The 11,803-nt window shown below is 64.2% G+C and carries 14 protein-coding genes; 10 read left to right on the forward strand and 4 right to left on the reverse strand.

Translation table 11 applies throughout. The annotated features are described in order from the left end of the window. Positions 1–11: 11 nt before the first annotated feature. Together ACK4OE_RS05465 and purE are read right to left on the reverse strand one after the other, a co-directional pair. On the reverse strand, positions 12–1,181 hold the full coding sequence (locus ACK4OE_RS05465) for a 5-(carboxyamino)imidazole ribonucleotide synthase (RefSeq protein WP_409883582.1): 1,170 nt from the start codon (positions 1,179–1,181) through the stop codon (positions 12–14). Continuing rightward, positions 1,178–1,672, reverse strand: coding sequence for a 5-(carboxyamino)imidazole ribonucleotide mutase (purE, locus tag ACK4OE_RS05470; RefSeq protein WP_409883584.1), 495 nt, complete (start codon positions 1,670–1,672; stop codon positions 1,178–1,180). Before purE ends, ACK4OE_RS05465 begins: the two co-directional genes overlap by 4 nt. 330 nt (positions 1,673–2,002) lie before the next feature. On the opposite strand from purE, the gene trxA reads away from it, so the two are divergent. Together trxA and ACK4OE_RS05480 are read left to right on the forward strand one after the other, a co-directional pair. After that, complete coding sequence (trxA, locus tag ACK4OE_RS05475; protein ID WP_409883586.1) at positions 2,003–2,911, forward strand: thioredoxin; 909 nt, start codon at positions 2,003–2,005, stop codon at positions 2,909–2,911. Positions 2,912–2,974: 63 nt separating this feature from the next. Beyond that, the gene (locus ACK4OE_RS05480; protein ID WP_409883588.1) at positions 2,975–3,811 is read left to right on the forward strand and encodes an META domain-containing protein; all 837 of its coding nucleotides are present in this window, start codon (positions 2,975–2,977) and stop codon (positions 3,809–3,811) included. Positions 3,812–3,834: 23 nt separating this feature from the next. Here the strand turns inward: ACK4OE_RS05480 and ACK4OE_RS05485 are convergent, their stop codons facing one another. Then, positions 3,835–4,758 (reverse strand): phosphoribosylaminoimidazolesuccinocarboxamide synthase, encoded by a 924-nt coding sequence (locus ACK4OE_RS05485; RefSeq protein WP_409883589.1) that lies wholly within the window; start codon positions 4,756–4,758, stop codon positions 3,835–3,837. Positions 4,759–5,040: 282 nt separating this feature from the next. On the opposite strand from ACK4OE_RS05485, the gene ACK4OE_RS05490 reads away from it, so the two are divergent. The 4 genes from ACK4OE_RS05490 to hprK all read left to right on the forward strand — a co-directional run bounded on the left by ACK4OE_RS05490 (position 5,041) and on the right by hprK (position 8,412). Further along, positions 5,041–6,267 (forward strand): MFS transporter, encoded by a 1,227-nt coding sequence (locus tag ACK4OE_RS05490; RefSeq protein ID WP_409883590.1) that lies wholly within the window; start codon positions 5,041–5,043, stop codon positions 6,265–6,267. Between the two features lie 224 nt (positions 6,268–6,491). Beyond that, entirely contained in the window at positions 6,492–6,827 is a 336-nt protein-coding gene (gene hpf, locus ACK4OE_RS05495) for a ribosome hibernation-promoting factor, HPF/YfiA family (RefSeq protein WP_409883592.1), read from the forward strand. 123 nt (positions 6,828–6,950) lie between these two features. Continuing rightward, the gene (locus ACK4OE_RS05500) at positions 6,951–7,418 is read left to right on the forward strand and encodes a PTS sugar transporter subunit IIA (RefSeq protein ID WP_409883594.1); all 468 of its coding nucleotides are present in this window, start codon (positions 6,951–6,953) and stop codon (positions 7,416–7,418) included. A 37-nt stretch (positions 7,419–7,455) separates the two neighbouring features. Further along, the gene (gene hprK, locus ACK4OE_RS05505) at positions 7,456–8,412 is read left to right on the forward strand and encodes an HPr(Ser) kinase/phosphatase (RefSeq protein WP_409883596.1); all 957 of its coding nucleotides are present in this window, start codon (positions 7,456–7,458) and stop codon (positions 8,410–8,412) included. 193 nt (positions 8,413–8,605) lie between these two features. On the opposite strand, the gene fur is transcribed toward hprK, so the two are convergent. Then, a complete protein-coding gene (fur, locus tag ACK4OE_RS05510) occupies positions 8,606–9,022 on the reverse strand; it encodes a ferric iron uptake transcriptional regulator (RefSeq protein WP_409883598.1) in 417 nt (138 codons plus the stop codon). 88 nt (positions 9,023–9,110) lie between these two features. Between fur and ACK4OE_RS05515 the strand changes: the two genes are divergently transcribed. The 4 genes from ACK4OE_RS05515 to ACK4OE_RS05530 all read left to right on the forward strand — a co-directional run bounded on the left by ACK4OE_RS05515 (position 9,111) and on the right by ACK4OE_RS05530 (position 11,767). Next, positions 9,111–9,671, forward strand: coding sequence for an outer membrane protein assembly factor BamE (locus ACK4OE_RS05515; protein WP_409883600.1), 561 nt, complete (start codon positions 9,111–9,113; stop codon positions 9,669–9,671). A 76-nt stretch (positions 9,672–9,747) separates the two neighbouring features. Further along, a complete protein-coding gene (gene dapB / locus ACK4OE_RS05520) occupies positions 9,748–10,596 on the forward strand; it encodes a 4-hydroxy-tetrahydrodipicolinate reductase (RefSeq protein ID WP_409883602.1) in 849 nt (282 codons plus the stop codon). Positions 10,597–10,610: 14 nt separating this feature from the next. Beyond that, positions 10,611–11,294, forward strand: coding sequence for a MotA/TolQ/ExbB proton channel family protein (locus ACK4OE_RS05525; protein WP_409883604.1), 684 nt, complete (start codon positions 10,611–10,613; stop codon positions 11,292–11,294). Between the two features lie 23 nt (positions 11,295–11,317). Continuing rightward, positions 11,318–11,767, forward strand: coding sequence for an ExbD/TolR family protein (locus tag ACK4OE_RS05530; protein WP_409883606.1), 450 nt, complete (start codon positions 11,318–11,320; stop codon positions 11,765–11,767). Positions 11,768–11,803: the final 36 nt, after the last annotated feature.

The following is an 11,803-nucleotide window of genomic DNA, read 5'->3' on the forward strand; positions in this document are numbered from 1 at the left end:
GGAGGCCGCCATCAAAACGGTGCAATACCCAGCAGGGCAGCAGCCTTCAGCGCAGTGGCACGTGCCGTTTCGGCAGTGGCGGCGGTGATGTTGAGGTGGCCCATCTTGCGGCCGCGCTTGGCGTCGCGCTTGCCATACAGGTGCAGGTGCGTGCCGGGCAACGCCAGCACGTCGGCCCAAGGGGGCGTCTGCTCAGCGTCGCCGTGCGCAAACCACAGGTCCCCCAGCAGGTTGAGCATGACGGCGGGGCTGTGCTGCCGCGGCTGCGTGAGCGGCAAGCGGGCCATGGTGCGCACCTGCAGCTCGAACTGCGACACATCGCAGGCGTTCTGGCTGTAGTGGCCGCTGTTGTGCGGGCGCGGGGCGATCTCGTTCACCACGAGGCTGCCGTCCTGCAGCACAAAAAATTCCACGCAGAGCACGCCGACGTAGTGAAGGCCGTTCGCTATCGAAATCGCAGCTTCTACCGCTTGCTGGATAAGCGCTAGAGGCAGATTTTGTTCAAAAACTTCCGTCACCGCCAGAATGCCGTCGCGGTGCAGGTTGCGCTGCACGGGGAGGTGCACGGTGGCGCCATCGGCCCCGCGCGCCACGATCACCGAACATTCCAGGGCCAGGGGGAGCATCTTCTCCAGCACGCACGGTACGTTGCCGACCGAGTCCCAGGCGGCGGCCAGTTCCGCTGCGGTCTTCACGCGCACCTGGCCCTTGCCGTCATAGCCCATGCGGGCGGTTTTCAGAATACCGGGTAACAGATCAGAAGAAACGGCAGCCAGTTGCTCAGCCGTTTCAATCACCGCATACGGCGCACAGGGCACGCCGCAGGCCACAAAGTGGGCCTTTTCGCGCGCACGGTCTTGCGCCACCGACACGGCGTCGGCGGCGGGCGACACGGGGCGCTGCGCGGCCAACGCGGCCAGAGCGGCAGCGGGCACGTTTTCGAACTCGGTGGTGACTGCATCCGACAGGCGGGCCAGCTCGGCCAGGCCTTGCGGGTCTTCATAGCCGGTCTGGATGTGGTGGTGGCTCACCAGCCCGGCCGGGCTGGTGGGGTCGGCATCCAGCACGGCGGTGAAGTAGCCCATGGCCTGGGCCTGGTGCACAAACATGCGGCCCAGCTGGCCACCACCGAGCACGCCCAGCGTTGATCCCGGCAGGATGGGTTTAGTGCTGGCGCTCATGCGGCAGGCGGCAAGGTCATGTTGCGCGCCACCTCCGTCTGCTCGGCGCGGAAGGCTTCCAGGCGCTGGCGCAGTTCGGGGCTTTCGTTGGCGAGCAGTGCCACGGCAAACAGGGCCGCGTTGGCGGCGCCCGCCGTGCCGATGGCAAACGTGGCCACAGGAATGCCCTTGGGCATTTGCACGATGGAATGCAGCGAATCCACCCCCTGCAGGTGGCGGCTGGCCACGGGCACGCCCAGCACGGGCACGGTCGTCTTGGCGGCGATCATGCCGGGCAGGTGGGCTGCGCCCCCGGCCCCGGCAATGATGGCCTTGAGGCCCCTGTCCGCAGCGGCCTCGGCGTAGGCAAACATGTCGTCGGGCATGCGGTGGGCCGACACCACGCGGGCCTCGTGGGCGATGCCGAACTGCTCAAGAATTTGCACTGCATGCTGCATGGTGTCCCAGTCGCTGCTGGAACCCATGACCACGCCGATCTGGATGGGTTTCATGGTGTTGGGGTGTCAGGTGGCGGGTTGAACCGAGATTGTTCATTAGGCGGCACTTCGTGCCTACGCAGTGTCTGGCGGTCGATTTGCGGCCATTTTGGCCTCTGCTTCGTCACCGATAGCGGGGCTATCGGCTCCTCCCCAGTGACCAAACTGCCTCGCAACTCGCCTCGCCAACCACCTGCGTCCTAATGAGCAATCTCGGTTTAACTCGCCTGCACCGCTGTAGGTAGAACCCGCGATTTTACTTTTTGCGCCCCCCTTCTTGGCACCCGGACATTTCGATGGGCCAAAATAGCGCGAACCCGTTACACCGGCCCTTGGCCCATCCCCATGATTGACGTCACCGTAGAGAACTTTGAAGCCGAGGTGGTTGCCGCCTCTATGAACGTGCCCGTGCTGGTGGACTTCTGGGCGCCCTGGTGTGGCCCCTGCAAGTCGCTGGGCCCGGTGCTGGAGAAGCTGGAGACCGCCTACGACGGCCGTTTCAAGCTCGTCAAGATTGACTCGGACCAGGAGCAGCAGCTGGCGGGCATGTTCGGCATCCGCAGCATTCCCACCTGCGTTTTGCTCATGAACGGCCAGCCTGTGGACGGCTTCATGGGCGCCCTGCCCGAAGGCCAGGTGCGAGAGTTTCTCGACAAACACGTGCCCACTGCCGAAGAGGTCGTGGCCGAAGCCGAGGAAGAAGAAGCACTCGAAGCCCTGGCCGAAGGCGACACCGGCACCGCGCTGGAGAAGCTGCAGCACGCCGTGGTCACCGACCCGTCCAACGACGACGTGCGTTTTGACTACGTCAAGCTGTTGCTGCAACTGGGCCGTGAGGACGATGCGAAGGTGGCTTTTGCCCCCGTGATTGCCAAGGCGCCCGCCTCGCGCAAGCTGGGCGCCCTCAAAGCCTGGATGGATGCTCTTGATTTTGTAGCTGCCAGCGCTTATGGAGAAAGCGCTGGGGCCGAATTTGATGAAAAAATTGCCGCCAACAAGCGCGACTTTGACACCCGCTTTGCCCGCGCCCGCTGGCTCATGGCCGACCAGCGCTGGACGGACGCCATGGACGAGCTGCTAGAAATCCTCATGCGCGACAAAGCCTGGGGCGAAGAGCTGGCGCGCAAGACCTACGTGTCCATCCTTGAAATCATTGAGCCGCCCAAGGTGAAGGTGGCCGACGGCCAGATCCCGCCCGATGACCCGGTCGTCGCCACCTATCGCCGCCGCCTGTCGAGCGTGGTGCTGAGCTGACCTGCTGGGTATTCACGGGCAATTGTTGTCACCTTCAAGCGCGGTGCGGAAAGTGAGCGGTGCATGGCCCTCTCCCCGCATGACGTGATGACGGCCCTGTCCACGCGCCTCCTCTACAGGGTCCAGCTCGGTGCAGCGATGGTGTTGTGCCTGCTGTTTGCAGGCTGCGCCACTCGTCCGCCAGAGCCGGATGCGGTGGTCACCGGCGTCGCGCTGACCCGAGAGCGGGTAATCCTGCCCCCCGAGGCGGTCTTTGAAGCCACGCTGCTCGACGTCACCAACCCGGACATGCCGCCCGTGGTTCTAGGCCGCCAGCGGCGCGAGCCCGCGGGACAGCCACCCTTTGCCATCCGCATCCCCTACCCGTCGTCACGGTTTGTGCACAAGGGCCGGTATGAGGTCCGGGCCACCATTTCGCTGGAAGGGCGCGTGCTATGGACCACGGACATGCGCAATCCGGTTCCTCAGGACTCCGCCTACCGCCACGTGAGCATACAGTTATTGCGTCTGTTGCCCCAGCTGGCCCGCGTGGAGGCCAGCGCGCCGCTCGGCTTGACGTACTGGCGGCTTGCCGAGATCAACGGCGAGCCCGTGCCCCGGCCTGCGGAGGGTGCGCCGGGGCCGCACCTGGTGCTACAAACCGACGAGCCCCGCGCCACGGGGTCGGGCGGGTGCAACCGGTTTTTGGCCGACTATGAGGTGCAGGGAGGGCAGCTGCGGTTTGGGCGGGTGGTGTCCAATATTGCGCTGTGCCTGGATTCCAGCGGCGTGGAAGAGCGGTTTTTCAGCGCCCTGGCCCTGGTTGAGAGTTTTCGGCAGCAGGGCTTGCAACTGCTGCTGCGCGATGCAGAGGGCAAGCCCGTGCTGCGCTTTGAGGCCACCGAAACGCCGCTGAGCTGACAGCAAGCATTGCTCTGCTGGCTTTACTGCGAAGTCAGTCGCTCCAGCGCCTCGCGGTACTTGGCGGCGGTTTTTTCAATCACCGCCTGAGGCAGGCGGGGCGAGGGCGGGGTTTTGTCCCAGGGCTTGCCATTGACCTGGGCCTGTTCCAGCCAGTCGCGCACAAACTGCTTGTCGTAGCTGGGCGGGTTTTGGCCCGCCGCCAGGGCGGCTTCGTAGCCTTCCACCGGCCAGTAGCGTGAGCTGTCGGGCGTGAGCACTTCGTCCATCAGCACCAGGGTGCCATCAGGTGCCAGGCCAAACTCAAACTTGGTGTCGGCAATGATCATGCCCTTGGTCAGTGCGATCTCGGCCGCAGCCTTGTAGATCGCAATGCTCAGGTCGCGGATCTGCGCGGCCAGCTCAGGGCCGACGATGGCCACGGTCTGCTCGAACGTGATGTTCTCGTCATGCTCGCCCGCAGCAGCCTTGGCGGCGGGGGTGTAGATGGGTTCGGGCAGCTTGGCGGCGTTGGTCAGGCCCTCGGGCAGCGGCACGCCGCATACCGAGCGCGACTCCTGGTATTCCTTCCAGCCGCTGCCCGCCAGGTAGCCGCGCACCACGGCCTCCACCGGAATGGGCTTCAGGCGCTGCACCAGCATCGAGCGGCCACGAATCTGATCGGCCTCTGCGGGGGTGACCACGCTCTCAGGGGCGTCGCCGGTCAGGTGGTTGGGGCAGATGTGGCCCAGCTTGTCGAACCAGAACAGCGCCATCTGCGTGAGCAACTCACCTTTGCCAGGAATGGGCTCGCCCATGATCACGTCAAACGCCGACAGGCGGTCGCTGGCCACCATGAGGATGCGGTCGTCGCCCACGGCGTAGTTGTCACGCACCTTGCCGCGCGCCAGCAGGGGCAGCGAAGTCAGGGCAGAGGTGTGCAGGGCGTTGGAGCTGGGCTGGGTCATGGTGTCGGTGTGGGCGGGCAGGTTCCGCTGCAGGCAGGCCGGAAAACGGGGGGGAGGCGTCGCAGAAGCTGTGATTCCGCGCAACCGCAGGATTTTACGCGCCGGGCCAGAGCTTGCGCAGGGTGGCAACAGCGACGCTAGCCCGTTGGACAGGGTCTCTCGCTGAAGAAGGGGGCACACGGGCGCAATACAATCCCCGGCACATGCTGCCCTGCGTGGTGAGCGGCCTTGCGGCACACTGTGCAGCCCCGCATCTGACATGGCCGCCGCAGGCGACACCCTTTGCCGTCCAACTCCGCTCTCACCCCACGCCGCGAACTGTGGCTGTTGCTTACCCTCGCGGGCATCCAGTTCACGCACATCCTCGACTTCATGATCATGATGCCGCTCGGGCCTCAGTTCACGCAGTTGTTCTCCATCAGCGATGCGCAGTTCGGCCTGCTGGTTTCGGCCTACACGCTTTCGGCGGGGGCATCGGGCTTGCTGGCATCGACCTATATCGACCGGTTCGGGCGCAAGCGCCTGCTGCTGGTGCTGTATGCGCTGTTTGGCTTGGCCACCCTCGCGTGTGGCGTGGCGCCCACCTATGGCGCGCTGATGGTGGCGCGTGTTCTGGCGGGTGCGTTTGGTGGGGTGCTGTCGGCGCTGTCGCAAACCATTGTGGCCGATGTGGTTCCATTCGAGCGGCGCGGGCGGGCCATGGGAATCATCATGACCTCGTTTTCTGTGTCCACCGTGGCCGGCGTACCGCTGGGCCTGATTCTGGCGGAGCACGGCGGGTGGAATGCGCCCTTTATCGCCATTGCCGTGATGGTGGGCGTGCTGGCTATTTTGGCTGCGCGCACCATGCCCGTGTTGACGGCCCATGTACACGCGGCCAGCGGCAGAACCGCGCTGGGCGGCATCGGGCAGGTGCTGGCGGACCCGAACCACCGCTGGGCCTTTTTGTTCTCGGCGTTGCTAATGTTTACGGGTTTTACGGTCATCCCGTACATCACCATTTACATGCAGACCAACGCAGGTGTTCGAGCCGACCAGATCCCGTGGGCGTACCTGTGCGGAGGGGTTGCGACACTGTTCACGGCCCGTCTTTTTGGCGGGTTGACGGACCGGCGCGGCAAGGTGCCCACGTTTCGCTGGCTGGCACTGGCCGCGGCGCCCTGCTTGTTGGGCATCACGCTTGTGGAGGGGCTGCCGCTGTGGGGCGTGCTGGTGGTGTCTACGCTGATGTTTGCTTTTGTGAGCGGGCGGATGATCCCCGGCATGGCCATCGTGGCCTCGGCCGCGCAGGCGCCCTTGCGCGGCACCTTCATGACGCTGAACGCATCGGTTCAGTCGGCTGCCATGGGTGTGGCTTCGGTGGTGGGTGGACTGCTGATCAGCCGCGACGCGCAGGGGCTGGTGCAGAACTACTGGATGGCCGCTGTGGTGGGCATCACCGCCAGTCTGTTGTCCATCGTGGTGGTGGGCAGGCTGCATCTGCGCGGGGCCACGGCGTCTGCAAGATAGGTGCGTTTGCAGGGGGCTGGGTAGTAACTCAACCATTGTGCGCGCATTTGGGCGGCTTGGCACCTTGCCAGGCATAACCCAGCAGGCAAGGGCGGTATGGGATTGCTTTTCGGTGGGGGCAGGGGCATAGTGAACTCACGTCGATGGATGCATGCAAGTTCGCCGCGCCGCTCCTCTGATCCAGGGCGGCATTTGTTCCACAGAGAGCCATAGGAGACTTATTTATGAACTTGACGATCAGCGGTCACCACCTCGAAGTTACCCCCGCCTTGCGCAACTACGTCACCAGCAAGCTGGATCGGATCACCCGCCACTTTGACCAGGTTGTCGATGTCAAGGTACTGCTGACAGTAGAGAAGCAGAAGGAGAAGGAAAAGAGGCAGCGAGCGGAATGCAACATCCACGTCAAGGGCAACGACTTGTTTGCCGAAAGCTCACACGCTGATCTGTACGCCGCGGTCGACGACCTCGTCGACAAGATGGACCGCCAGGTGGTGCGCCACAAGGATCGCCTGCAAGACCATCACCACGAAGCCGCCAAGCGCGAAATGCACGCTTGATGAGCCAGCCCTGAGTCAGCCGACTGACAGGCACAGCAGCCGCCCCCTTGGGCGGTTTTTTTGTTGCTCCTGGCTTTTGAGTCAGGGTTTTTGCCAATATGTGCATAATTGTTACCCTTGACCATGAACCGACTCGCCTCCATCCTGCCCTCCGCTCAAGTGCTCGTGAGCCTCGATGCCACTAGCAAGAAGCGTGCTTTTGAAGAAGCGGGTCTTCTGTTCGAGAGCCAGCACGGCCTCTCGCGCGCGCTGATCACTGACAGCCTCTTCGCGCGCGAACGCCTCGGTTCGACCGGCTTGGGCCATGGTGTAGCCATTCCGCATGGCCGCATCAAGGGCCTCAAGGCGCCGATGGCCGCCGTGTTTCAGCTGCTCAACCCCATTGGGTTCGATGCGCCGGACGAACTGCCGGTGGGTCTGCTGATTTTTTTGCTGGTGCCCGAGGCGGCGACACAAAAGCACCTTGAAATCCTGTCGGAGATTGCCGAGTTGCTGAGTGACTCTGCGCTGCGTGAAAGGCTCAAGGCCTGCACCGACGCCGCCGAGCTGCACGGCATGATTGCTGGCTGGCAGTCGACGCAAGCGGCCTGATTTTTTGCGGCTACTGCGCTCTTTTCGCTGACCCGCCGTGAAGCCCAACGTTGTCAGTGCCGATGTCCTTTTCGAGGAATTTCGCGGCCCCCTGAAGTGGGAATGGGTGGCGGGCCTCGGGGCCTCTGAGAGGCGTTTTGATGAAGTGGCCGTGCGCTCTGCGCGCTCTGGTGCCGATCTGGTCGGCTACCTCAACTACATCCATCCCTACCGCGTCCAGATTCTGGGCGAGCGCGAAATCGCGTACCTGAGCAGTGCGTCGCCGGACGACTGCAAGCGCCGCATTGCCCGCATCGTGACGCTGGAGCCGCCCGTCCTGGTGCTGGCGGATAGCCAGGTGGCGCCAGACGCCCTGGTGTCGATGTGCGAGCGCGCGCAGATCCCGATGTTCTCCACGCACGAGTCGTCGGCGTTTGTGATCGATGTGCTGCGGGCCTACCTGTCCAAGCACTTTGCCGACCGTACCACGATGCACGGCGTGTTCATGGACATTTTGGGCCTGGGCGTGATGATCACGGGCGAGTCCGGCCTGGGCAAAAGCGAACTGGGCCTGGAGCTGATCTCGCGCGGCAACGGCCTGGTGGCCGACGATGCGGTAGACCTGTTTCGCATCAACCAGACCACCATCGAGGGCAAGTGCCCCGAGCTGCTGCAAAACCTGCTGGAGGTGCGCGGCATAGGCCTGCTCGACATCCGCGCGATCTTTGGCGAGACGGCTGTGCGCCGCAAGATGCGCCTCAAACTCATCGTGCACCTGGTGCGCAAGGAAACGCTGGAGCGCGACTACGAGCGCCTGCCGTATGAGCCGCTCACGCAAGACGTGCTGGGCGTGCCCGTGCTCAAGGTGGTGATCCAGGTCGTGGCTGGCCGCAATATCGCCGTGCTGGTGGAAGCCGCCGTGCGCAACACCATCTTGCAACTGCGCGGAATTGATACCTATCAGGAGTTTGTGGAGCGGCACCGCCGCGCCATGGAACGCGACACCGGTGGTTAGACTGCTGCGTGTTTGATAGCTGTCAGCGCTTGCTGGATAAGCGCTCGTGCCGCTTTTGACCTTGGTTTCACCAAGCTGGCGCCCCCCCAAGGCCCGCGCACCCGTGGAACCGGCTTTGCCGGGCCACCGGGTGCGTCGCCCTCAGGGGGATGGCGCGAAGCGCCTCAGGGGGAGCTAGTTTCCAGGGGGGGGGCTATTTACTTGCGCAGCTGGCGCACTGGCCATACAAAGCCATGGTGTGGTCCTGCACCACCCAGCCCTTGGCCTTGGCCACGATCTGCTGGCGCTTTTCGATCTCGGGGTCGTAAAACTCTTCTACCTTGCCGCAGGACGTGCAGATGAAATGGTCATGGTGCTGGCCTTCGTTGAGCTCGTACACCGCCTTACCGCTCTCGAAATTGCTGCGGATCAGGATGCCCGCCTGCTCGAACTGTGTGAGCACCCGGTACACGGTGGCCAGGCCAATGTCCGAGCGCTCTTCCAGCAGCACGCGGAACACGTCTTCCGCCGTCATGTGGCGCTGCGCGCCTTTCTGGAAGATCTCCAAAATCTTGAGGCGGGGTAGCGTGGCCTTGAGTCCCGTGCTTTTGAGTTCGTCGATATTGGTCATGGCATGCTCCTTCGGGTACGGGCCTCCTCCTCGGGTTCGCAAGGTCAGCCGCTACAATGGGGCGATCATATCCTCAGCCCTTTTATCCATGCCCGTCAAAGCCCGTTGCAGCGCCCGTCTGGGCCTGGTCCTGTTGATCGGTGCCAGCTTGGCTGCCCTGGCGGGTTGCAGCAGCTTCGATGGCGCCAGTAACCGCATTACCAGCTTGGTCAAGCCTTACAAGGTGGACGTCGTGCAAGGCAACTTCGTCTCGCGCGAACAGGTTGAAGCCCTGCAGCCCGGCATGAGCCGTCAGCAGGTGCGTGAGATCCTTGGCACACCGTTGGTCACCAGCCTCTTCCATGCAGACCGCTGGGAATACGTGTTCACCCTCAAGCGTCCTAACGAAGACCTCCAGACCCGCAAGCTGACAGTGTTCTTCACCGGCGATGTGCTGCAGCGTTCCGAGGGCGACGAAATGCCCACCGAGACCGAATTTGTGGCCACCCTGGGTTCACGGGGCGCCAAGGGCAAAGTGCCGGTGCTGGAGGCAACGCCGGAGCAACTGGCCAAGTACCCAGCATCGGCTCGCCCCACTACGGCGCCAACCGCTGCACCGCTGGAGCCCGCATCCATCAGCTACCCGCCGCTCGAAGCGCCCAAGCGCTGACCTTTGCGGCCCCGCACGCAGCGCGGGTCTTGTCCCGCCTGCTGCCCCTTCAACGTACCCAACGTACAGGACTCTCATGACAGGGACAACTTTGCCCGCCGCGACCGCCATCACTCCCTGCCGCGTGGCCGTTGCGGGTGCGTCGGGCCGCATGGGCCGCATGCTGATCGAGGCCATTCGCGCCAGTGACGACTGCGTGCTGGCCGGTGCGCTGGACGTGGCGGCCAGCCCTGCCATTGGCTCGGACGCCACCGCGTTTTTGGGCCATGCCAGCGGCGTGGCCATCACGGCAGACATTGCCGCCGGCCTCAAGAATGCGGACGTGCTCATCGACTTCACGCGTCCTGAAGGCACGCTGGCCCATCTGGCGGTATGCAGCCAGCTCGGTGTCAAGGTGGTCATCGGCACCACGGGGTTTTCTGATGAGCAGAAGGCGGCCATCGCCCAATTTGCCGAGAGTTCGGCCATCGTCATGGCGCCCAACATGAGCGTGGGCGTCAACGTCACGCTCAAGCTGCTGCAGATGGCCGCCAAGGCCATGGCCACGGGCTATGACATCGAGATCATCGAGGCCCACCATCGCCACAAGGTGGACGCGCCCTCGGGCACCGCGCTCAAGATGGGCGAGGTCATTGCCGATGCGATGGGCCGCGATCTGAAGGAATGCGCCGTGTACGCCCGCGAAGGTGTGACGGGCGAGCGCGACCCGTCCAGCATCGGCTTTGCCACCATCCGCGGCGGTGACATCGTGGGCGACCACACCGTGCTGTTCGCGGGCATCGGCGAGCGCATCGAGATCACGCACAAATCTTCCAGCCGGGCGACTTACGCGCAAGGCAGCCTGCGGGCGGTGCGCTTCCTGGCCGGGTACAAGACGGGCATGTTTGACATGTTTGACGTGCTAGGTCTGAACAACAGCAACTAGGCCGGCGGCACTCCATGGACGCACTCCACTGGTGGCGCCAGGGTGACGCCGTCACGCAGGGAACGGCCCTTGTACTGCTGGCCATGTCGGTGGCCAGCTGGGTTGTCATCGTCTGGAAGCTGCGGTTGATGCGCCAGGCCAGTGCCGATGTGGCTCGCTGTACGGCGGCGTTCTGGCAGGCACCTTCCATCGACGTTGCGGCGCAGCGTTTGCAGTCATTTGACCGCTCAGCGCTTGTCCTGCCTCTGGTTGTTGCTGCAAATTCAATAGCAAGCTATTCCAGCCCCGCCGGGCAGGCCACCCTGGCCGCCGCAGGCAGCCTGTCGCAGCGGCTCACCCGCGTTCTGCGCGATGCCTTGCATGAGGTGCTCGGGCGCCTGCAGTTTGGTCAAGTGCTGCTGGCCACGGTGGGCTCCACCGCGCCGTTCGTGGGGCTGTTGGGCACCGTGTGGGGCATCTACCATGCGCTCACTGCCATGGCGGGTGCCGGGCAGATCACCATCGACCGAGTCTCCGGCCCCGTGGGCGAGGCGTTGGTGATGACGGCCGCCGGACTGGCCGTGGCCATCCCCGCCGTGCTGGCCTACAACGTGTTTGGCCGCCTGATCGGGCGCATCGAAGCCGACCTGGAAGGCTTTGCGCGTGATTTGCGGGAGCTGCTCATCGACACGACGCAGCCCGCCGATTTGAAGTCCTGAGTTCCAAGCGTTCGACTACAGCCATGGCCTTCGGAAGACTCGAACGCACCAAGGGGTCACAGCCCATGAGCGACATCAACATGACGCCGCTGGTGGACGTGATGCTGGTGCTGGTGGTCATCTTCATCCTCACTGCGCCGTTGATGGCCAGTTCCATCCGGCTCGACCTGCCACGCTCCGAGGGCGCCACGCCCGGGGCTGCGCCGCAGTTCGTCACGCTGGTGGTCGATGCGACCGGCCAGGCCTTTCTCGACGATCAACCGCTGTCCCAGCCCGCCTTGGCCGAGCGCCTGCGTCGCATCGGCGCCGAGCGACCCGATACCGAAGTGCAACTGCGCGCCGATGCTGCAGTGCCTTATGGGCGTGTGGTCGAGGTCATGGGTGCGGCCCACTTGGCCGGGCTGCAGCGCATCGGTTTTGTAGCCGAACCCCAAGCGCTTGGTGCGCCCTCGGCTCCTGCCAAAGCACCCTGAGGCGTCTGTTTGACGCTGCCCGTAAGGCGCTCGTCC

The sequence above is a fragment of the Acidovorax sp. genome (assembly GCF_046314175.1).
Taxonomy (GTDB): domain Bacteria; phylum Pseudomonadota; class Gammaproteobacteria; order Burkholderiales; family Burkholderiaceae_C; genus Acidovorax.

Coding starts and splice junctions, on each gene's coding strand:
- ACK4OE_RS05480 (WP_409883588.1), top strand. CDS start 2,975: ATGGCCCTCTCCCCGCATGACGTGATGACGGCCCTGTCCACGCGCCTC.
- ACK4OE_RS05500 (WP_409883594.1), top strand. CDS start 6,951: ATGAACCGACTCGCCTCCATCCTGCCCTCCGCTCAAGTGCTCGTGAGC.
- hpf (WP_409883592.1), top strand. CDS start 6,492: ATGAACTTGACGATCAGCGGTCACCACCTCGAAGTTACCCCCGCCTTG.
- ACK4OE_RS05525 (WP_409883604.1), top strand. CDS start 10,611: ATGGACGCACTCCACTGGTGGCGCCAGGGTGACGCCGTCACGCAGGGA.
- purE (WP_409883584.1), bottom strand. CDS start 1,672: ATGAAACCCATCCAGATCGGCGTGGTCATGGGTTCCAGCAGCGACTGG.
- ACK4OE_RS05485 (WP_409883589.1), bottom strand. CDS start 4,758: ATGACCCAGCCCAGCTCCAACGCCCTGCACACCTCTGCCCTGACTTCG.
- trxA (WP_409883586.1), top strand. CDS start 2,003: ATGATTGACGTCACCGTAGAGAACTTTGAAGCCGAGGTGGTTGCCGCC.
- ACK4OE_RS05465 (WP_409883582.1), bottom strand. CDS start 1,181: ATGAGCGCCAGCACTAAACCCATCCTGCCGGGATCAACGCTGGGCGTG.
- fur (WP_409883598.1), bottom strand. CDS start 9,022: ATGACCAATATCGACGAACTCAAAAGCACGGGACTCAAGGCCACGCTA.
- ACK4OE_RS05530 (WP_409883606.1), top strand. CDS start 11,318: ATGGCCTTCGGAAGACTCGAACGCACCAAGGGGTCACAGCCCATGAGC.
- dapB (WP_409883602.1), top strand. CDS start 9,748: ATGACAGGGACAACTTTGCCCGCCGCGACCGCCATCACTCCCTGCCGC.
- ACK4OE_RS05515 (WP_409883600.1), top strand. CDS start 9,111: ATGCCCGTCAAAGCCCGTTGCAGCGCCCGTCTGGGCCTGGTCCTGTTG.